Below are 21,311 nucleotides of genomic sequence, written 5' to 3'. Positions count from 1 at the left end.
CTCACTGTCTCTGGAATACTGGATTGCCCGCCTTCGCGGGCAATGACACTGAACAAGTGGCGACGCTCAACGCGCTTCGTGCACGCTCTTGCGAAAGCGCTGGATCAGGCGGAGCGTGCGGGAGGACCAGCCTTCGCCGTTGCCGGCGATCAGCTCCTTGATGCGTCGCTTGATCGGATCGACCAGCTCGGCGGCCTTGGCACGCAGCTTCAGCACCAGATCATAGAGCCGCTCGAACCACGCCATCTCCATCAGCTTGTCGCGCGTCACGTCGAACACGAAGGCGGTGACGCCGACCCCGAGCAGCTTTGCGAACACGATGGTGAAGACCGCGCTGGTCCAGTATTCGTGCGTGAGCAGCCACAGGCCGACCAGCTTGAGCGGAAACAGCGGGATGATGGGCACGGCGAACACGATCAGCGTCATCGCCGGCGACAGCGCATCGACGCGGTCCGACAGCCATTGCTTGAACCGGGCGAGCGGGACAATTGCGACAACCCGCGCGACGATCGGTTCGAGATGGTCCCACAGCCAGGCTTCGATCAGGAAGATGATCGCAAGCAGGACCCAGACCGGTTGAAGCAGGCGGCGTAGCATGTGTTTCCCGCCCGATTCGGCGCTGGGCGCGACCTACATATGGATGGCCCGCTTGCCGACTGCAAGCGCGGCTTCCTTGATGGCCTCCGAGCGCGTCGGGTGCGCGTGGCAGGTGCGCGCGAGATCCTCCGCGCTGCCGCCAAACTCCATGAGAACGGCCGCCTCATGGATCATTTCGCCGGCTTCGCGGCCGATAATGTGCACGCCGAGCACGCGATCGGTCTTCGCATCTGCGAGAATCTTCACAAAGCCGTCGGTGGTCTGGTTGACCTTGGAACGGCCGTTGGCGGTAAAGGGAAACTTTCCGACCGTATAAGCCACGCCCGCCTGCTTCAGCTCCTCCTCGGTCTTGCCGACGGAGGATACTTCCGGCGTGGTATACACGACGCCTGGGATAACATCGTAGTTCACGTGGCCGGCCTGCCCGGCGATGATCTCGGCAACCGCGACGCCTTCATCCTCGGCCTTGTGCGCGAGCATCGGGCCCGCGACGACGTCGCCGATGGCATAGACGCCCTTCACGCTGGTCGCGAAATGCGGATCGATCTGCACGCGGCCGCGATTGTCGAGCGCAACGCCGGCTTCCTTCAGGCCAAGCCCCTCCGTGTACGGCACACGGCCGATACAGACGAGAACGACGTCGGCTTCCAGCGTCTCGGCAGCGCCGCCGCCGGCGGGCTCGACCGTCGCCTTCAGCGTCTTGCCGGACGTGTCCACGCCCGTCACCTTGGCACCCAGCTTGAACGCAAACCCCTGCTTCTCCAGGATGCGCTGGAATTGCTTGGCGATCTCGCCGTCCATGCCGGGCAGGATGCGGTCGAGGAATTCGACGACGACCACTTCGGCGCCGAGACGGTGCCAGACCGAGCCGAGCTCGAGGCCGATCACGCCGGCGCCGACGATCAGCAACTTGCCGGGGACCTTGTCCAGCGACAGCGCACCGGTCGACGACACGATGCGGGTCTCGTCGATCTCGATGCCCTTGAGCCGCGCGATGTCCGAGCCGGTGGCGATCACGATGCTCTTGGTTTCGACGACCTGCGACTTGCCGTCGGCGGAGATCTCGACCTTGCCGGTGCCGAGAATCTTGCCGGCGCCCTTGAGCACGTCGATCTTGTTCTTCTTCATCAGGAACTCGACGCCTTTGACGTTGCCGTCGATGCCCTGCTGCTTGAAGTTCATCATCGCAGGCAAATCGAGCTTCGGCGCGGAGACGCTGACGCCCATCTTGGCGAAGGAATGCCCGGCCTCCTCGAACATTTCGGAGGCATGCAGCAGCGCCTTCGACGGCATGCAGCCGACATTGAGGCAGGTGCCGCCGAGCGTCGCGTTCTTTTCCACCACGGCGACTTTCATGCCGAGCTGCGCTGCACGCACCGCGCAGACATAACCGCCCGGTCCGGTGCCGATGACGACGAGATCGTAGGTAGCCATGAGAGAAAGTCCCGTAAGTTTAGCGTTGAAGGATGTGTCAGCGTCCGCGCGGCGCGTCAGCGTCCGCCGGACACATCGAGAATGGCTGAGGTAACGTAGGAGGCATCGTCCGACATCAGCCAGACGATGGCATTGGCGACTTCATCGGCCGTACCGACGCGCTTCATCGGCACCATATGGGCCAAGCGATGGGCGCGGTCGGGCTCACCGCCGGCAGCGTGGATTTCGGTGTCGATCAGGCCGGGGCGGATGCCCGCGACGCGAATGCCCTCGCCGGCAACCTCATAGCCGAGGCCGATGGTGAAGGAATCGATCGCGCCCTTGGACGCGGCATAGTCGACATAGGTGTTCGGCGCGCCGAGCTTGGCCGCAACCGACGACAGATTGACGATGACGCCGCCCTGGCCGCCGTGCCTGGTCGACATCCGCTTCACGGCTTCGCGCGCGCAGAGGATGGAGCCGGTGACGTTGACCGCCATCACACGCTGGATGCGCTCGGCCGACATCTCGTCGACGCGCACGCCGCTGGTCCCGACGATGCCGCCATTGTTGACGAGCGCGCCGAGCGTGCCGAACGCGTCCGCGGCCTTGAACAGCGCCAGGATGTCGCTTTCCTCGGCGACGTCGCATTTCACCGCGATGGCCTTGCCGTTGCTGGCCGCGATCTCGGCGACCACCTCATCGGCGGCCGTCTTGTTGCTGGCATAGCCGACAACGATCCGGAAGCCGCGTGCCGCGGCGGCAATTGCGGTCGCACGGCCGATGCCGCGGCTGCCGCCGGTGATGACAACGACTTTATCCGTCACGCGCGCCTCCATAGTTCGACACGCGCCGTCGCGAAAGGCGACGGCGCTCGCAGAGCATCAGCGATCAGAGATCGAGCACCAGGCGCGCCGGATCTTCCAGGCTCTCCTTGACGCGGACAAGGAAGGTCACGGCTTCCTTGCCGTCGATGACGCGGTGATCGTAGGACAGCGCCAGATACATCATCGGGCGGACCTCGATCTTGCCGCCGACGACCATCGGCCGCTCCTGGATCTTGTGCATGCCGAGGATGCCGGACTGCGGCGCGTTCAGGATCGGGGTCGACATCAGCGAGCCGTAGATGCCGCCATTGGTGATGGTGAAGGTGCCGCCCTGCATCTCGTCGATCTTGAGCTGGCCGTCGCGGGCGCGGCGGCCGAAATCGGCGATGCCCTTCTCGATGTCCGCGATCGACTTGTTGTCGCAGTCGCGCACCACGGGCACGACGAGGCCCTTGTCGGTGCCGACGGCGACGCCGATGTGATAGTAGTTCTTGTAGATCAGATCGGTGCCGTCGATCTCGGCGTTGACGGCCGGGATGTCCTTCAGCCCCTGGACGACGGCCTTGGTGAAGAAGCCCATGAAGCCGAGCTTCGAGCCATGCTTCTTCTCGAACGCATCCTTGTAGTGGGAACGCAGCGCCATGACGTTGGTCATGTCGACCTCGTTGAAGGTCGTGAGCATCGCGGCGGTGTTCTGCACGTCCTTGAGGCGGCGCGCGATGGTCTGGCGCAGCCGGGTCATCTTGACGCGCTCTTCGCGGGCGGCGTCATCGGCCGGCGACGGTGCGCGGACCTGAACCGCTGCGGCCGGCTGGTTGACGGGGGTCGGCGCCGAGGCCGCACGCTCGATCGCGGCGAGCATGTCGCCCTTGGTGACGCGCCCGTCCTTGCCGGAGCCGGGAACGGTCGAGGCGTCGACGCCGGTCTCGGCCGAGAGCTTCCGCACGGAGGGAGCGAGCGGCGCATCGGCCGGTGGCGCCTTCGCCGCGGCGGGAGCAGCAGCGGCCGCAGGAGCGGCAGCCGCGGGCTTCGCGGGCGCAGCTGCCGGCTTGGCAGCGCCGGCGGCGCCTTCGGTAATCTGGCCGAGCAGCGCGCCGACGGCGACGGTGGCACCATCGGCGGCGATGATCTCGCTCAGCGTGCCGGCTGAGGGCGCCGGGACTTCGATGGTGACCTTGTCGGTCTCGAGCTCCACCAAGGGCTCGTCGACGGCGACGGGATCGCCGGCCTTCTTGAACCAGCGGCCGATGGTGGCCTCGGTGACGGATTCGCCGAGGGTCGGCACACGAATTTCAGTCATGGTCTTTTCCTTAAGGAGATCGCCAATGCGGAGATAGGTGCAGATGTCAGCGCCCGCGGATGCGGGCGATCCAGTACGCCGTGACAGTCGTGATAGAGACGGGCGGCGCGGAATACTGGATCCCCCGCCCCGGTGCGCAATTGCGCACAAGGCGGGGCATGACGAGGTGTAAAAACTTCTCAGCTCAATGCTTCGTCCAGGAACGCCTTCAGCTGCGCCTGATGCTTCGACATCAGACCCGTGGCGGTCGCGGCGGAGGCGGCGCGGCCGACATAACGCGGACGCCGGCTCGCACCGTTCACCTGGTTCAGCACCCACTCCAGATAGGGCTCGATGAAGTGCCAGGCACCCATGTTGCGCGGCTCTTCCTGGCACCACACCACTTCGGCCTTCTTGAAGCGCGACAGTTCGGCCACCAGCGCCTTGAGCGGCACCGGATAGAGCTGCTCGACGCGCATCAGATAGATGTCGTCCATGCCGCGCTTCTCGCGCTCCTCGTAGAGGTCGTAATAGACCTTGCCCGAGCAGAGCACGATGCGGCGGATCTTCTCGTCGGGAACGAGCTTGATCGCTTCGCTCGGCAGCATCTGGGCGTCGTCATAGAGGATGCGGTGGAAGGTCGTTCCCTTCGCGAGCTCCTCGAGACGCGACACCGCCCGCTTGTGACGCAGCAGGGACTTCGGCGTCATCACGATCAGCGGCTTGCGGATCTCGCGATGAAGCTGCCGGCGCAGCACGTGGAAGTAGTTCGCCGGCGTGGTCGGATAGACCACCTGCATGTTGTCTTCCGCGCACATCTGCAGATAGCGCTCCAGACGCGCCGAGGAGTGCTCCGGTCCCTGGCCTTCATAGCCGTGCGGCAGGAGGCAGACGAGGCCGGACATGCGCAGCCATTTGCGCTCACCCGAGGAGATGAACTGGTCGAACACGACCTGCGCGCCGTTGGCGAAGTCGCCGAACTGCGCTTCCCACAGGGTGAGCGTGTTCGGCTCGGCGAGCGAATAGCCGTATTCGAAGCCGAGCACGGCTTCTTCCGACAGCAGCGAGTTGATGACCTCGTAATGGCCCTGCTCGTGACCGAGATGGTTGAACGGCGTGTAGCGGCTCTCGTCTTCTTGATCGATCAGGACCGAGTGGCGCTGCGAGAAAGTGCCGCGCTCCGAATCCTGTCCGGACAGGCGGACATGGTGGTTCTCGTTGAGCAGCGTGCAGAACGCCAGCGCTTCGCCGGTCGCCCAGTCGATGCCCGTGCCGCCGTCGATCGCCTTGGCGCGGTTTTCGAGGAAGCGCTGGATGGTGCGGTGGACGCGGAAACCGTCCGGCACCTTGGTGATCTTGCGACCGATGTCCTTCAGGGCGGCGATGTCGACGCCGGTGACGCCACGCCGCGCATCTTCTTCCTGATCGGCGATCTTGAAGCCGGCCCATTTGCCGTCGAGCCAGTCGGCCTTGTTGGGCTTGTAGCCGGAGCCGGCTTCGAGCTCGGCATCGAGCCGCGCGCGCCAGTCGGCCTTGGCCTTCTCGACCTCGCCCTCGGTCAGCACGCCTTCGCTGATGAGGCGGCGGGCGTAGAGCTCGAGCGTCGACGGATGGGCCGCGATCTTCTTGTACATCACCGGCTGGGTGAAAGCCGGCTCGTCGCCCTCGTTATGGCCATGCCTGCGGTAGCAGAACATGTCGATGACGACGGGCTTGTGGAATTTCTGCCGGAACTCGGTCGCGACCTTGGCCGCGAACACGACGGCTTCCGGATCGTCGCCGTTGACGTGGAAGATCGGCGCGTCGATCATCTTCGCCACGTCGGACGGGTAAGGCGACGAACGGGAATAACGCGGATAGGTGGTGAAGCCGATCTGGTTGTTGACGATGAAGTGCACGGAGCCGCCGGTGCGGTAGCCCTTCAGGTCCGACAGGCCGAAACATTCCGCGACCACGCCCTGGCCGGCGAACGCGGCGTCACCGTGCATCAGCAGCGGCATCACCGAGATGCGCATATCCGGCGGATCGCCGTGCTGATCCTGCTTGGCGCGGACTTTTCCGAGCACCACGGGATCGACGATCTCCAGATGCGAGGGGTTGGCGGTCAGCGACAGATGGATGCGGTTGCCGTCGAACTCGCGATCCGAAGACGCGCCGAGGTGATATTTGACGTCGCCCGAGCCTTCGACCGCATCAGGATTGGCCGAACCGCCCTTGAACTCGTGGAACAGCGCGCGATGCGGCTTGCCCATCACCTGGGTCAGGACGTTGAGGCGGCCGCGGTGCGGCATGCCCAGCACGACCTCCTTCACGCCGAGATTGCCGCCGCGCTTGATGATCTGCTCGAGCGCGGGGATCAGCGATTCAGCACCGTCCAGGCCGAAGCGCTTGGTGCCGGTGAACTTGGTGTCGCAGAATTTCTCGAAACCTTCGGCTTCGACCAGCTTCATCAGGATGGCACGGCGACCTTCGCGGGTGAACGAGATTTCCTTGTCCGGCCCCTCGATCCGCTCCTGGATCCACGCCTTCTGCGCCGCGTTGGTGATGTGCATGAACTCGACGCCGAGCGTCTGGCAGTAGGTACGCTCGCAGATCGCGGTGATCTCGCGCAGGCTGGCGTATTCGAGACCGAGCACATGGTCGAGGAAGATCTTGCGGTCGAAATCGGCCTCGCTGAAGCCGTAGGTCCGCGGATCGAGCTCTTCGCGATTGCGCTGGGCTTCGATGCCGAGCGGATCGAGCTTGGCGTGGAAGTGCCCGCGCATGCGGTAGGACCGGATCAGCATCAGGGCCCGGACCGAGTCGCGCGTGGCCTGGAGCAGGTCTGCGGAGGAGAGGCCGCCGCCCTTGTCGCCACCCTTGGCCTGCGCCTTGGCAGCGATCTTGGCTCCGACCGTCTTCTCGACTTCCGCCCAATTGCCGTCGAGCGCGGAGGTCAGATCATCCTGCGGGGTCAGCGGCCAGTTGGCGCGCTCCCAGGACGGGCCTTGGGCGTTCTTGCTGATGTCACCCGGCTGGTCGTTGAGGCTCTTGAAGAAGTCCTGCCACTCGGCATCCACCGAGGACGGGTCCTTCTCGTAGCGGGCGTAGATTTCGTCGATGTAGGTGGCGTTGGTGCCCTGCAAAAAGGAGGAGAGGGCAAAGGCTGCGTTCGCGTCTTGGCGAGACATACTTGAGTTCCTGGCGATTTCGGTTCGCGCATAACAAACGGCGCTGGCGCTGGGCTCCCCGGCAGAGGACCAGCGCGACAGGCACCATTTACCCTATTTGCTGCGAAACTTCGCCCGGAAAATTACGAAGGTGTGAATCAAGCTTTCAATTTTTCGGCAAGCGTGTGGCCGAGGCGCGCGGGAGATGGCGACACTGAAATTCCAGCCGATTTCATCGCGTCGGTCTTGGAACCGGCGTCGCCCTTGCCGCCCGAAATGATCGCACCGGCATGGCCCATGCGACGGCCGGGAGGGGCCGTGACACCGGCAATGAAACCGACCATCGGCTTCTTACGGCCGCGCTTGGCCTCGTCCTTGAGGAACTGGGCGGCGTCCTCCTCGGCGGAACCGCCGATCTCGCCGATCATGATGATCGACTCGGTCTTGGGGTCGCCGAGCAGCATTTCCAGCACGTCGATAAACTCGGTTCCCTTGACCGGGTCGCCGCCGATGCCGACCGCGGTGGTCTGGCCGAGGCCTTCCTGGGTGGTCTGGAACACGGCTTCGTACGTCAGCGTGCCGGAGCGGGAGACGATGCCGACGCTGCCGGTCTTGAAGATGTTGGCCGGCATGATGCCGATCTTGCACTCGCCGGCGGTCATGACGCCCGGGCAGTTCGGCCCGATCAGGCGCGACTTGGAGCCGGCCAGCGAACGCTTCACCCTGACCATGTCGATGACCGGGATACCTTCCGTGATGCAGACGATCAGCGGGATCTCGGCGTCGATGGCTTCGCAGATCGCATCGGCCGCGCCCGGCGGCGGCACATAGATCACCGATGCATCGGCACCGGTCTTCTCACGCGCCTCGCGCACGGTGTCGAACACCGGCAGCCCCAGATGCGTCGCGCCGCCTTTGCCCGGCGAGGTGCCGCCGACCATCTTGGTGCCATAGGCAATCGCGGCCTCCGAATGGAAGGTGCCGTTCTTGCCGGTAAAGCCCTGGCAGATGACCTTGGTGTTCTTGTCGATCAGGATGGACATGAGGTCTGCTTTCGCGAAACTAACGAGTGAGAGGTCAGTGGATGCGGCGGTAGACGCCGGTGAGCACGTCGGCCCAGCCTTCCGCGTCCGGCGAGAACTGGATCTTCAACGAATAGGAATCGTCGTCGATGATTTCATAGACGTGGCGCGCATTGCCGCGGAGCGAGCCGCGCACCAGCGTCAGCGTCTTGCCGACCCACCCGCCGGAGGCGGGCGAAGGCGGCGTGTAGCCGAGCGAATCGTACCAGAATAATTTGTAGGTCCGGTCTTCGCGGTCGAAGGTGAAGATGCCGTGGGTGGCGAAGCTCTGCTTGCCGTCGCGGGTCTGGACCGAGTCCTGGATCAGATAGAAGCCATTGAGATCCATGTGGGCCACAACGCGAGAAGTCGCCGTTCCACCCTCCGTCCACCGCGACGGAAAGACCACCTCTTCGCCATTCCATTCACCGGCGAACGCGGCAAGACGCGCGTGCTCCGGCAGCGGGGATGATGCAGCGAGATGGTCTTGGGTCATGGCCTCAGCCTCCCTTGACGGCCTTCACGATCTTCTGCGCGGCGTCGTCGAGATTGTCAGCCGGCACGACGTTCAGGCCGGATTCACGGATGATCTTCTTGCCCAGCTCGACGTTGGTGCCTTCGAGGCGAACCACCAGCGGCACGCTGAGGCCGACTTCACGAACGGCGGCCGTGACGCCCTCGGCGATCACGTCGCACTTCATGATGCCACCGAAGATGTTGACCAGGATGCCCTTCACGTTGGGATCCGCGGTGATGATCTTGAAGGCGGCCGCGACCTTTTCCTTGCTGGCGCTGCCGCCGACGTCGAGGAAGTTCGCCGGCGCCATGCCGTAGAGCTTGATGATGTCCATCGTCGCCATCGCGAGACCGGCGCCGTTGACCATGCAGCCGATATTGCCGTCGAGGGTGACGTAGTTGAGGTCGTATTTGGACGCCTCGATTTCCTTGGCGTCTTCCTCGGTCTCGTCGCGCAGCGCGAGCACCTCCAGGGTGACGAAACAGGGCGTTGTCGTCGAACGACACCTTGGCGTCGAGCACGCGGAGTTGGCCCTGCTTGGTCACGACGAGCGGGTTGATCTCCAGCATCGACATGTCCTTCGCGACGAAGGCCGCGTAGAGCTGCGCGGTGAGCTTCTCGGCCTGCTTGGCGAGATCGCCGGAGAGTTTCAGCGCGTTCGCGACGGTGCGGCCGTGATGGCCCATGATGCCGGTCGCGGGATCGATCGAGAAGGTCACGATCTTCTCAGGCGTGTTGTGCGCGACGTCCTCGATGTTGACGCCGCCCTCGGTCGACACCACGAAGGAGACGCGGGAGGTCTCGCGGTCGACCAGGATCGAGAGGTAGAATTCCTTGTCGATGTCTGACCCGTCCTCGATGTAGAGGCGGTTGACCTGCTTGCCGGCGGGTCCGGTCTGGATGGTGACGAGCGTTGCGCCGAGCATCTGCTTGGCGAATTCGGAAACTTCCGCGGCCGACTTGGCGATGCGGACGCCGCCCTTGTCGCCGGCCGAGGCTTCCTTGAACTTGCCCTTGCCGCGGCCGCCGGCGTGGATCTGGCTCTTCACGACCCAGACCGGGCCCGGGAGTACCTTTGCCGCCGCGTCCGCATCAGCGGCCTTCAGGACCGGAACGCCCTTGGAGATCGCGACACCGAACTCGTTCAGCAGCGCTTTGGCCTGATATTCATGGATATTCATATGGTCGCTCCCTGAACCCGCGGGCGGTGACCTCGTAGGCCCACCTCAGTCTCGTGGCTGGCATACCATATACCACAGGAACTGCAACCCGGATTCTCTGACATCGATCTCTGGACTGCCGATCCGGAGCCCGCCCCCGTCCTCTACAAGAGTTGCAGCGCGGGCCCGGAAGTGAAACCGCCGAAGACCGGTTTTTCGATCTTCGGCGGGGAATGTTGGGTTTAGCGGCCCAGAAGATCGGGCGCGATCTTCTTGCAGGCGTCAACCAGACCCTGCACTGCGCCGACCGACTTGTCGAAGGCTTCGCGGTCCTTGCCGACGAGCTCGATCTCGACGACGCGCTCGACGCCCTTGGAGCCGATCACGACGGGCACGCCGACATACATGTCCTTCACGCCGTATTCGCCGTTCAGGTAGGCGGCCGAGGCCAGCACGCGCTTCTTGTCACGCAGATAGCTCTCGGCCATCGCGATCGCGGAAGCCGCCGGAGCATAGAAGGCCGAGCCGGTCTTGAGCAGATTGACGATCTCGGCGCCGCCATTGCGGGTGCGGTCGACGATCTCGTCGAGGCGCGCCTGCGAGGTCCAGCCCATCTTGACGAGATCGGGCAACGGGATGCCGGCGACGGTGGAGTATTTTACCAGCGGCACCATGGTGTCGCCATGGCCGCCCAGCACGAAGGCGGTGACGTCTTCGACCGAAACGTTGAACTCGTCGGCCAGGAAGTAGCGGAAGCGCGACAGAATCCAGCACGCCGGCCATGCCGACGACCTTCTTGTGCGGCAGGCCGCTGGCCTTCTGCAGGGCCCAGACCATCGCGTCGAGCGGGTTGGTGATGCAGATGACGAAGGCGTCGGGAGCGTACTTCTTGATGCCGGCGCCGACCTGTTCCATGACCTTGAGGTTGATGGAGAGGAGGTCGTCGCGGCTCATGCCGGGCTTGCGCGGCACGCCGGCGGTGACGATGCAGACCTTTGCGTTGTCGAGCGCCTCGTAGGAGTTGGCGCCGGTATAGTGCGCGTCAAAGCCGTCGACCGGCGAGGACTGCGCGATGTCGAGCGCCTTGCCCTGCGGCACGCCCTCGGCGATGTCGAACATCACCACGTCGCCCAGCTCTTTCAGGCCGATGAGATGAGCCAGCGTTCCGCCGATCTGACCGGAGCCAATCAAAGCAATCTTGTCGCGCGCCATGTGAGCCTGTCCTTTAGACACGTAAGGAGGGGAAAACTGAGACGGGTGGTTATCCCTTTCGCCTCCCCCGTTCAAGTCACGGGTTGCCCAATTGTCGGGCTTGCCGCCTATTCAAGCGCAACCTCGTCATTCCGGGGCTTGGGGAAGCGCCGAGCCCGGAATGACAGCGCTGGCAAATAGGACTTAAGTCTCGACCAAGCCCTTGGTCGAGCCGCTGGCGGTGGAATCCTTGCGGCCGTGAGGCAGCGCCAGATAGGATTCCGAGCTCATTTCGATCAGGCGCGACGCGGTGCGCTTGAACTCGTTGGCCTCGTTGCCCTCATTGGCAAGATAGAGCGAGATCGGGTTGGCATCGGCGGAGGCCATCAGCTTCACGGCATTGTCATACAGCGTGTCGATCAACGTAATGAAACGCTTGGCGGCGTTGCGCTGGGAGAAATCCATCACTGGAATATGGTCGACCAGGATGGTGTGATAGTCGTGCGCCAGCCTGAGATAGTCGGATGCCCCGAGCGGCTTGTCGCAGAGATCGGCGAACGTGAAGCGCGCCACGCCGTGGGCCGAGCACGGCACGTGCAGGATGCGGCCCTTGATCGAAATATCGCGCGACTTGCATTTGGCGCCGCCTGACATCTTCGACCAGGCGCGGTCGAGCGCGGCGTCCGCCTCGGTGTCTGCCGGCGTCAGCCACATCGGTACGCCCTGAAGTTTTTCCAGCCGGAAGTCGGTGCGCGCGTCGAGCCGCAGCACGTCCATGTGGTCGGTGATCTGCCTGATGAAGGGCAGAAACAGCGAACGGTTCAGGCCGCCCTTGTAGAGGTCGTCAGGCGCGACGTTGGAGGTCGCGACCACCACGGTGCCGAGCTCCAGCAGCTTTGCGAACAGGCGGCCCAGGATCATCGCGTCCGCGATGTCGGTGACGTGGAATTCGTCGAAACAGAGCAGCCAGCTCTCCTCGAAAATCGCATGCGCGGTCAGCGCGATGACGTCGCCGTCGCCAATCTCGCCGCGCGCGATGCCCTGGCGATAATCGTAGATGCGCTCGTGCACCTCGGCCATGAATTCGTGGAAATGGGCGCGCCTCTTGTGCTCGACTGTCGAGTGCTGGAAGAACAGATCCATCAGCATGGTCTTGCCGCGGCCGACCTCGCCATGGACGTAGAGCCCGTGCGGCGCCTCGTCCTTGTCGCTGCTGAACAGGCGGCTGAGCAGGCCCTGCTTGCGCGGCGGCTTGTAATCGGCGAGCAGCTGGTCGAGCGCGGCATAGGCGTCGGCGATTTCAGCCTGCGCAGCGTCGGGCTCGATCGCGCCGGACGCGATCTGGGCCTGATAGGCCTCGCGGAATGAGGAACTGGGGGTCGAGAGCATGCTCTTTACCGCCAGAGATGAGCGGAAATTGCAAGCCGTGAATTGGGGCGGGGCGCTATGCATTCCGTGTCCCGGACGCGCTGCGGCACGCAGTGACGCCGCGCAGAGCCGGGACCGACTGTTTCGTACAGGACCGTTCGTCTATCGCCGCGTAATGGGCCCCGGCTCTGCAGCGCACCGCTTCGCGCTGCGCAGCGTCCGGGGCACGAGAGCTTCGCTACTCACACAGCTCGTAGGCGTCCTCGACCACATACGGGCCGCCGCCGGTTGAGGCGCGGGACGAGAACAAAACAAAACGTTCGGCCGTGAATGCCTTGCTGGGAAAATAGCCACGCAGCGAGAGATAATCGGCGACGTCACGGTCGGTGGCGTCGTGCAGCCGGGCCAGCGTGACATGCGGGATGAACTTGCGGCCTTCGGGGTCGAGGCCGATCCGCTGCATCAGGCGCTCGAGCTCGGCCTGCAATTCCATCAGCGGCTTGCTCGGCACGATGGTGGCGACCACCGCGCGCGGCTTGCGTCCGCCGAAACTCTGCAAACCCTGCACCTTCACCTCGAACGGCTTACGGTCGACGCGAAACAGCATCGAGGCGATTTCGTTGGCGGACATGCCATCGATATTGCCGATGAAGCGCAGGGTGACATGGTAATTTTCGGGATCGATCCAGCGGGCGCCGGGAAGGCCGCCCCGCAAATTGGAAAGCGACTGGCCAATCTCGGCCGGAATTTCCAGACCAGTGAACAAACGCGGCATCGTTTCGCACTCCCGATGCTTGGGCATGATCCCAGGGCAAGATCATATCCAAATTTTAGAGCCGGCGACGAATCACCGGTACCCTAATTCCTATCGCAGTTGTGTGACCCTGCGAAGCATCGCGCGCCTTACTCCGGTAAAACCCTGGGAATTACGGTTAGCGCTGCCTGGTTTTCAACGCCGTTGCTCAGCGATGGTGCCAAGGAATGCCTCAACCGTAGGCAAGATATTCTTGACGATGATATCGACGCCGGCCGCGGTCGGATGAATGCCGTCGGCCTGGTTGAGCTTGGCATCGGCCGCGACACCATCGAGAAAAAACGGATAGAGCGGCACGCCGAATTTTTTCGCCAGATCCGGATAAATCGAATTGAAGCGCGCAGCATAATCCGCGCCGTAATTCGGCGGCGCCAGCATGCCGCACAGCATCACCGCGATCTTGCGCGCCTTGAGGCGCTGGACGATCTCGGTCAGCGCGGTGCGGGTCAAATCGGGATCGATGCCGCGCAACGCATCATTGGCGCCGAGCTCGATGATCACACCGTCGGTTCCGTCAGGGACCGACCAGTCGAGCCGGTCACGGCCCCCGAGGAGGTGTCGCCGGATACCCCGGCATTGGTCATGCCGACCTCTATGCCTTTGTCTTGTAAAGCTTTTTGAAGCTTTGTGGGGAACGCTTCCTGGGCCGGGAGGCCAAGACCCGCGCTCAGGGAATCGCCGAGAACCACCAGCTTGATCGGTTTCGCCGCCTCAGCCCATGCCGGATTTGCGACGGTCATCAAAGCGAACATCAACACGGCTATGTGCATGAACAATCCGTAACGCCTCTCGACCGCGCGGGCGGAGTTGCCATATGACCGGACCATGGACACTCGCATCTCTTCCTCTTCGCTCGCCGACAGTTCGGCCGACACCATCGCCATCTCCAACGTCAATCTGTCATTGGGTACGGGCGCGGCACGCGTTCACATCCTCAAGGATATCAGCTTGCGCGTGGGCCGGAGCGAGACGATCGGCCTGATCGGCCCGTCAGGTTCGGGCAAATCCACGCTGCTGATGGTGATGGCGGGGCTGGAGCGTCCTGATAGCGGAGAGGTGGTGGTCAACGGCACGCCTTTCAATGCCCTCGACGAGGACGCACTGGCCCGCTTCCGCGGCCGCCAGGTCGGCATCGTCTTCCAGTCCTTCCATCTGATCCCGACCATGACCGCGCTGGAGAATGTCGCGGTGCCGCTCGAGCTTGCGGGCAATCCCGACGCCGCAAAGCGCGCGGCGCAGGAGCTGCAATCGGTCGGGCTCGGCGACCGTCTGCATCATTATCCGACCCAACTCTCCGGCGGCGAGCAGCAGCGCGTGGCGCTGGCCCGCGCACTGGCACCCGATCCAGCGATCCTCGTCGCCGACGAGCCGACCGGCAATCTCGACGAAGCCACGGGACAACAGATCGTCGACCTCCTGTTCAGCAAGCATGCCGAGCGCGGCATGACGCTGGTGCTGGTCACGCACGATTCTTCGCTCGCGCAGCGCTGCGATCGCGTGATCCGCCTCCGTTCGGGGCGCATCGACACGCAGTCGGCGCCGGCATGAGTGCTGCTGCCGCACCGTTTGCGAAGCCCAACGGCGTCGCGCTGTCGCTGCGTTACGCGCTGCGCGAATTGCGCGGCGGCCTGCGCGGCTTCTACGTCTTCATTGCCTGCATCGCGCTCGGCGTGATGGCCATCGCTGGCGTCGGCTCGGTCTCGGCGAGCCTGAGCGACGGCCTCGCCCGCGAAGGCCGTACGCTGCTCGGCGGCGACGTGTCGTTCGTCCTGTTTCAGCGCGAGGCGAAGCCGGAGGAAGTCGCCTTCCTGCGTTCGCGCGGCACCGTCTCGAGCGCCGCCACACTGCGCGGCATGGCGCGCTCGGCCGAGGGCAAGCTGGCCCTGGTCGAGATGAAGGCGGTCGACGACACCTATCCGATGCTGGGCCAGCTGACGCTGGCGCCGCCGCTGCCGATGTCCGAGTTGCTCGCGGAGCGCGACGGCGCGTTCGGCGCGGCCGCCGATCCGACACTGCTGGCGCGGCTGTTGCTCAAGACCGGCGATCGCGTCACCGTCGGGGCTGCGACGTTCCAGATCCGCAGCGCCGTCGAAGCCGAGCCCGACAAGCTCGCAGGCGGCATCGGCTTCGGCCCGCGCTTCCTGATCAGCGAAGCGGGCCTGCGCGCGACAGGGCTCGTCCAACCCGGCAGCCTGGTGCGCTGGGTCTATCGTGTGAAGCTGCCGGAGATCGCCAACAACGAGCGCGCCACCGACGCCTTCATCGCGGACGCCCGCAACGCCGCGCCGCAGGCCGGCTGGGAGGTCCGCAGCCGCTCCAATGCCTCGCCGCAGCTCGAGCGCAACATCAACCGCTTCACGCAGTTCCTGACGCTGGTCGGCCTCGCCGCGCTGCTGGTCGGCGGCGTCGGCGTTGCCAATGCCGTCAAGGCCCATATCGACCACAAGCTCGAGGTGATCGCGGCCTTCAAGGCCGTCGGGGCCACCGGGCGCGACGTGTTCGGCATCTATCTCGCCCAGGTTCTCCTGCTCGCCGCGATCGGCTCAGTGATCGGCCTCGCACTAGGCGCCGCCATGCCGTTCGCGATCGTCGGCCTATTCGGCAAGCTGCTGCCCCTGCCGGTGGTGCCGGCGGTGCATGCCGACGAGCTCGCGCTGTCGTTCGTCTACGGGCTGCTCACGGCGCTTGCCTTCGGCCTGTGGCCGCTCGGCCGGGTGCACGATGTGCCGGTGGCGGCGCTGTTCCGCGACACCATCAGCTCCGAATGGCATCGGCCACGCTGGAGCTATCTCGTCTTCATGGCCGTCGTGATCGCGCTGCTCATCGCGGTCGTGATCGGGCTGTCCTTCGACAAGCGCATCGCCGCGGTGTTCGTGGCCTCCTCCGTGGTCGTGTTCGCGCTGCTCCGCGGCGTTGCCGCCCTGCTGATGACCATCGCGCGGCGGCTGCCGCGCACGCGATGGCCGATGCTGCGACTTGCGATTGCCAACATCCACCGGCCGGGCGCGCTGACGCCCTCGGTCGTGCTGTCGCTCGGGCTCGGGCTCGCCGTGCTCGTCACCATCACCCAGATCGACGGCAATCTGCGCCGGCAGTTCCTGGCGGCGCTGCCCGAGCACGCGCCATCGTTCTTCTTCATCGACATTCCGAGCACGCAGGCCGAGCAGTTCGACACATACCTGCGCCAGATCGCCCCTGGCGCGAAAGTCGACGACGTGCCGATGCTGCGCGGACGGATCGTCGGAGCCCGTGGTGTCCGCGCCGAGGAGCTCAAGCCCAGCACCGATTCCGAGTGGGTGCTGCAGAGCGACCGCGGCCTGACCTATACCGCCGAGCTGCCGAAGGGCTCCAAGGTGGTCGAGGGCGAGTGGTGGAGCGCCGATTATTCCGGCCCGCCGCTGGTTTCGATGGAGAAGAAGATCGCGGACGGACTCGGCCTCAAGGTCGGCGACGAGGTCGTGGTCAATATCCTCGGCCGCGACATCCCCGCGAAGATCAGCAATCTGCGCAGCATCGACTGGCAGGGCCTCGGCATCAATTTCGTCCTCGTGTTCTCGCCGAACGCATTCAAGGGCGCGCCGCACACCCACATCGCGACGCTGACGGAAGCCGGCGGCGATGCGGCCGGCGACGGCAAGATCATCAAGGAGGTCGCTGACGCCTATCCGATGGTGACGAGCGTGCGCGTGCGCGAGGTGATGGAGACGGTCGGCTCGGTCGTGACCAACCTGGCGCTGGCGATCCGCGGCGCCAGCGCGGTGACCCTGATCTCGGCGATCCTGGTGCTCGGCGGCGCGCTCGCCGCCGGCCATCGCCACCGGGTCTACGATGCGGTGATCCTCAAGACCCTGGGCGCGACCCGGCTGCGGCTGCTCGGCGCCTATGCGCTCGAATACCTCCTGATCGGGCTTGCCACCGCGGTCTTCGGCGTTTTCGCCGGCAGCGTCGCGGCCTGGATGATCGTGACCCGGCTGATGACCCTCACTTTCGTCTGGCAGGGCGGCAGCGCAGCCGGCGTGGTCGCGGCTGCCTTGGTCGTCACGGTCGGCCTCGGGCTCGCCGGCACCCTGCTGGCGTTGAACAAAAAGCCCGCCACGGTGTTGCGGAATTTGTGACAAATGGTAGCGGGCGGCGGCACGGGAGCGAAATCGCACGATTCCAGCGATTAACCACGTCCGCTCGTCTGGATTGCAGGTAAGGGCGACATTCAGCCGCGCGTGGACGGTTGCAGCGAATGTGTTAGTTTCCCACATATCGAATGGGTTCGGAGCCCCGATTGTTAGCCAAAATTTAGTCGGCAGACATCGGTATCCGAGATAGAATTTGACGAACCGGCGGCATGGCGACCCTCATGCCGGACCGGACCAACCAACGGGAATTCGACCATGTCGGACCTAGACCGCAATTACGCTTCTCCTTTCGGCAGGGCCGCCGGGCGTGTTGACGCCGCGACGGTCGATGCCGGCCTGCGCGCCTACATGCTGCGCATCTACAACTACATGAGCATCGGCCTGGCCATCACCGGCCTTGCCGCCCTCGGCGTCTACATGGCCGCCGTGACGGACGTTCCGACCCCGGAAGCCGTGCGGGTCGGCAAGCTGTTCCTGACGCCGTTCGGCTACGCGATGTTCGTCAGCCCCCTGAAGTGGCTGTTCATGCTCGCGCCGCTCGCCATGGTGTTCGTGATCTCGGCAGGCATCAACCGGCTCGCTCCTTCGACCGCCCAGATCCTGTTCTGGGTGTTCGCGGCACTGATGGGCGTCTCGCTGTCCTCGATCTTCCTGGTGTTCACGCACACCTCGATCGTCCGGGTGTTCTTCATCACCGCGGCGACTTTCGGCGCGCTCAGCCTCTACGGTTACACCACCAAGCGTGACATGAGCGGAATGGGTTCGTTCCTGTTCATGGGCCTGATCGGCATCGTCATCGCGAGCCTGGTGAACCTGTTCCTGGCGAGCTCGGTGCTGCAGTTCGTCGTGTCGGTGGTCGGCGTGCTGGTGTTCGCGGGCCTCACCGCCTGGGATACCCAGCGGCTGAAGAACGACTACATCTACGGTTACGCTTCGGCCGGCGGTGACATCGCAGAGCGTGCGGCCATCACCGGCGCGCTGTCGCTGTACCTGAACTTCATCAACTTGTTCACGCTGCTCCTGCAGCTCCTCGGCCAGCGCGACTAAGCGCCAGCCCAGAGTGGACGACAGCAACCCCCGGCCGAGAGGCCGGGGTTTTTGTTTGGGGCGAGCCTCTCAACACCCACCGTCATTGCGAGCGCAGCGAAGCAATCCAGAGTCCCTCCGCTGGTGCATTTCTGGATTGCTTCGTCGCAAGGGCTCCTCGCAAGGACGGAGTATGAGGAAGCACGGTTGCCTCTTCCAGCCGCCCCGGGAAGGCTCTAATCTTGCGGCATGTCCGCACCCGATATCAGGCCCACCACCGAGGCCGACCTCCCCGCCATCACGGCCATCTATCGGCAGGCTGTCCGCGAGGGCACCGCGACGTTCGAGCTGGAGCCGCCCGACCTTGCCGAGATGACGCGCCGCTACCGCACGCTGATCGATGGCGGCTACCCCTATTTCGTCGCCATCCTCGACGGGCGCGTCGCCGGCTACGCCTATGCCGGTGCCTACCGGCCCCGCCCGGCCTACCGCTTCACGGTCGAGAACTCGATCTATCTCGATCCATCCTTCCACCGCCGCGGCATCGGGGCGCTCCTGCTGGAGCGGCTGATCGTCGAATGCGAGGCACGCGGCTTCCGTCAGATGATCGCGGTAATCGGGGATTCCACCAATGCCGGCTCGATCGGCGTGCACACCAGGGCCGGCTTCAAAATGATCGGCACGCATCCCAGCGTCGGGCTGAAATTCGGCCGCTGGCTGGACACGGTAATGATGCAGCGGAGCCTCGGCGAGGGCGCCAAGAGCGTGCCGGGGAAGTAAGGCCCGTAGCCCGGGTGAGCGAAGCGATACCCGGGAACGCTGCAAGCAAAGACCCGGATGTCGCTACGCTCGCCCGGGCTACTGGATCCCTGCTACACCACCGCCAATTTGCGATCGATCACCAGGAGCACGCGCTCCAGTTCGTGGCCGCGGCGCAGGATCAAGCCCGTCGCCGAGATCACGCTGTACATGCCCTGCTTGCGCGCGAGGCGCGGATCCTTCTCGATACGATAGATCGGCACTTCCGAGGCGCGGCGAAAGACCGAGAACACAGCGCGATCCCTGAGGAAGTCGATGGCATAGTCGCGCCACTCGCCTTCGGCAACCATCCGGCCGTAGAGATTGAGAATACGGTGCAGCTCGAGCCGGTTGAACGTCACGCGGCTCAGTTGCGCATTCGAAGCGGCGGGGCGCGCTGCCGCACGCTGTTCGCTCGGATCGGTGTCCTCCGACAGACTCATAGGCCGCCTCCTGTCGCATCAGCATGACCGCGTCCGCGAAGACCGTCCCTCGACCGCGGATCATGACGGTTGCATGATCGCGCCAACTGTTCCCCACCGCAAGGGCCCTTAGAAGGACCTTGGAATCGGAGCCAATCCGCCCACACGCAGCGGTGGAACTCTGTCGCGGCAAACCGTCACGGGATCGTTAGCAGGAATCATAGTGTCGCCGCTTTTCCGCCAAGCGACTGCCGCCCTGCGTTGCGAAAAGACCTATGTGCGTTGACCCGGTCCTTTCGGTTCCGGATTCCTCAGCCCCCAGCCCCCGGGGCCGTCAGGATCGGGTCTGTTCGCACGACAAGGAGGGCCAACGCGAGTTGGTCCTTTTTTGTTTGAGTCGATTTGTTTGGGTCGGGATGTTTCTGCCTCGACGGATATCTCAGCATCTCAGCAAAAACCCTTTCCCCTCATCCTGAGGAGCCGCGAAGCGGCGTCTCGAAGGATCGAGGCCGAGCTGCCTCAGCAGGGCCTGCATGGTTCGAGACGGCGCTGACGCGCCTCCTCACCATGAGGATTGAGAGTGTGCTTGAGTCGGACGATCTCGAAGTGCGCGTCAGTGCAGCGACGTGTACGCCGCGCCCAGCATCGGGCCCGGTCTCTCCCGGCTGCCGTCCTGGACATAGACCACGGCACCGTCGACGCCGTCACGCGTGAGGTTCTCGATCGGCACCGTCCAGCTTTCCGGGCGGCCGGTCCAGTCGCCGACCTTCAGCAGGTTGCGCACCACGTTGTGATAGATCACTTGCTGTCCGCGATTTTCGCCGCGGCTGATCGCGATCGGCACCGACTTCGCAATCGAGCAGATCCAGACCTCGCCGTGGGACGCCGTCGGCTCCTTGCTCGCGGCCACCGAGACGTTGATCTGCTTGCCCGCGAGCGACATCGTCACCGGCACGCTCATCACACCAGTGCCCGTCTCGGTTTTGCCGATGGCGCTTTCGATGCCGGTGCGGTCGCTGCCGACGACATGCGTGGAGCCGTTGACCACGACCTGCGGCGTGTAGACTTCGCGGTCGCCGCGCATGCGCGAATAGGCACGCTGCCGTGCAGAGAAGCGCGAATCGGCCAATGTGTCCTTCCAGCCGAGATAGTCCCAATAGTCGATCGGCATGCTCAGCGCGATGATCGAGGGATCGCGGGCGAGGTCGCCGATGATCTTGTCGGCCGGCGGGCAGGAGGAGCAGCCCTGCGAGGTAAACAATTCGACAACGGCGCGAGGATCAGCCTCGGCAGGGCGGATGACGGCGACGATTGCACAGAGACCAAGAGCTCCCGACCAGAGGGCACCGGACCAGCGTGAAACCAGATGAGAAGCCGTCATTGTTGTCATGTCGAACGCCGCACACCATTGCTCGTGAGAGGGAAATCTTACCGCCGGATGGTCACCGTAATCTTACGGGCCTCACACATTTGTTGTCCGTCCAAGAACCGTACAAGGGGAGGTTCTGTGCCGGGCGGGCCCATCTGAAGCCTGCCGCAAACGCGTGAAGGCGGCCTTG

The 21,311-nt window shown here is 64.4% G+C and carries 15 protein-coding genes and 3 pseudogenes; 4 read left to right on the top strand and 14 right to left on the bottom strand.

The features are described from left to right. Nucleotides 1-66: 66 nt before the first annotated feature. The 12 genes and pseudogenes from AB3L03_RS18555 to AB3L03_RS18500 all read right to left on the bottom strand — a co-directional run bounded on the left by AB3L03_RS18555 (nt 67) and on the right by AB3L03_RS18500 (nt 14,146). Nucleotides 67-597: a hypothetical protein gene (locus tag AB3L03_RS18555; RefSeq protein ID WP_368506852.1), complete on the bottom strand. Its 531-nt coding sequence runs from the start codon at nt 595-597 to the stop codon at nt 67-69. 33 nt (nt 598-630) lie between these two features. Beyond that, the gene (lpdA, locus tag AB3L03_RS18550; protein ID WP_368506851.1) at nt 631-2,031 is read right to left on the bottom strand and encodes a dihydrolipoyl dehydrogenase; all 1,401 of its coding nucleotides are present in this window, start codon (nt 2,029-2,031) and stop codon (nt 631-633) included. A gap of 56 nt (nt 2,032-2,087) precedes the next feature. Next, the gene (locus tag AB3L03_RS18545; RefSeq protein WP_026233887.1) at nt 2,088-2,837 is read right to left on the bottom strand and encodes an SDR family oxidoreductase; all 750 of its coding nucleotides are present in this window, start codon (nt 2,835-2,837) and stop codon (nt 2,088-2,090) included. A 64-nt stretch (nt 2,838-2,901) separates the two neighbouring features. Then, nucleotides 2,902-4,137, bottom strand: coding sequence for a 2-oxoglutarate dehydrogenase complex dihydrolipoyllysine-residue succinyltransferase (gene odhB / locus AB3L03_RS18540; protein WP_368506850.1), 1,236 nt, complete (start codon nt 4,135-4,137; stop codon nt 2,902-2,904). A 179-nt stretch (nt 4,138-4,316) separates the two neighbouring features. Next, nucleotides 4,317-7,286: a 2-oxoglutarate dehydrogenase E1 component gene (locus AB3L03_RS18535; RefSeq protein WP_247475298.1), complete on the bottom strand. Its 2,970-nt coding sequence runs from the start codon at nt 7,284-7,286 to the stop codon at nt 4,317-4,319. A gap of 137 nt (nt 7,287-7,423) precedes the next feature. Continuing rightward, nucleotides 7,424-8,308 carry a succinate--CoA ligase subunit alpha gene (gene sucD, locus AB3L03_RS18530; protein WP_247475297.1) on the bottom strand — a complete coding sequence of 295 codons (885 nt, stop codon included), beginning with the start codon at nt 8,306-8,308 and terminating at the stop codon, nt 7,424-7,426. Between the two features lie 34 nt (nt 8,309-8,342). Beyond that, nucleotides 8,343-8,822, bottom strand: coding sequence for a DUF1579 family protein (locus tag AB3L03_RS18525; RefSeq protein ID WP_007604324.1), 480 nt, complete (start codon nt 8,820-8,822; stop codon nt 8,343-8,345). 4 nt (nt 8,823-8,826) lie between these two features. Beyond that, nucleotides 8,827-10,024: pseudogene (gene sucC / locus AB3L03_RS18520) on the bottom strand (ADP-forming succinate--CoA ligase subunit beta). 221 nt (nt 10,025-10,245) lie between these two features. Continuing rightward, nucleotides 10,246-11,215, bottom strand: a pseudogene (gene mdh, locus AB3L03_RS18515) (malate dehydrogenase). A 183-nt stretch (nt 11,216-11,398) separates the two neighbouring features. Next, complete coding sequence (gene zapE / locus AB3L03_RS18510) at nt 11,399-12,583, bottom strand: cell division protein ZapE (RefSeq protein WP_247475296.1); 1,185 nt, start codon at nt 12,581-12,583, stop codon at nt 11,399-11,401. Between the two features lie 217 nt (nt 12,584-12,800). Continuing rightward, nucleotides 12,801-13,337 carry an RNA 2',3'-cyclic phosphodiesterase gene (gene thpR, locus AB3L03_RS18505; protein WP_007598862.1) on the bottom strand — a complete coding sequence of 179 codons (537 nt, stop codon included), beginning with the start codon at nt 13,335-13,337 and terminating at the stop codon, nt 12,801-12,803. Nucleotides 13,338-13,511: 174 nt separating this feature from the next. Next, nucleotides 13,512-14,146 (bottom strand): annotated as a pseudogene (locus tag AB3L03_RS18500) (GDSL-type esterase/lipase family protein). Between the two features lie 55 nt (nt 14,147-14,201). Here AB3L03_RS18500 and AB3L03_RS18495 point away from each other — a divergent pair. The 4 genes from AB3L03_RS18495 to AB3L03_RS18480 all read left to right on the top strand — a co-directional run bounded on the left by AB3L03_RS18495 (nt 14,202) and on the right by AB3L03_RS18480 (nt 19,312). Beyond that, nucleotides 14,202-14,924, top strand: coding sequence for an ABC transporter ATP-binding protein (locus AB3L03_RS18495; protein ID WP_018459825.1), 723 nt, complete (start codon nt 14,202-14,204; stop codon nt 14,922-14,924). Continuing rightward, nucleotides 14,921-17,491, top strand: a complete 2,571-nt coding sequence (locus AB3L03_RS18490; protein WP_204512861.1) for an ABC transporter permease — start codon at nt 14,921-14,923, stop codon at nt 17,489-17,491. Before AB3L03_RS18495 ends, AB3L03_RS18490 begins: the two co-directional genes overlap by 4 nt. A gap of 270 nt (nt 17,492-17,761) precedes the next feature. Then, nucleotides 17,762-18,553, top strand: coding sequence for a Bax inhibitor-1/YccA family protein (locus AB3L03_RS18485; protein ID WP_007598855.1), 792 nt, complete (start codon nt 17,762-17,764; stop codon nt 18,551-18,553). A 228-nt stretch (nt 18,554-18,781) separates the two neighbouring features. Beyond that, nucleotides 18,782-19,312, top strand: coding sequence for a GNAT family N-acetyltransferase (locus tag AB3L03_RS18480; RefSeq protein ID WP_018459823.1), 531 nt, complete (start codon nt 18,782-18,784; stop codon nt 19,310-19,312). Between the two features lie 92 nt (nt 19,313-19,404). On the opposite strand, the gene AB3L03_RS18475 is transcribed toward AB3L03_RS18480, so the two are convergent. Both AB3L03_RS18475 and AB3L03_RS18470 read right to left on the bottom strand, forming a co-directional pair. Further along, a complete protein-coding gene (locus tag AB3L03_RS18475) occupies nt 19,405-19,773 on the bottom strand; it encodes a DUF2794 domain-containing protein (protein ID WP_018459822.1) in 369 nt (122 codons plus the stop codon). A 592-nt stretch (nt 19,774-20,365) separates the two neighbouring features. Continuing rightward, on the bottom strand, nt 20,366-21,142 hold the full coding sequence (locus AB3L03_RS18470) for a thioredoxin family protein (protein ID WP_085348698.1): 777 nt from the start codon (nt 21,140-21,142) through the stop codon (nt 20,366-20,368). Nucleotides 21,143-21,311 lie beyond the last annotated feature (169 nt).

This window comes from Bradyrhizobium lupini, assembly GCF_040939785.1.
Lineage (GTDB): Bacteria > Pseudomonadota > Alphaproteobacteria > Rhizobiales > Xanthobacteraceae > Bradyrhizobium > Bradyrhizobium canariense_D.
Note: the sequence above shows the minus strand (reverse complement) of the source record. Positions and strands in the feature narration are given on the sequence as shown.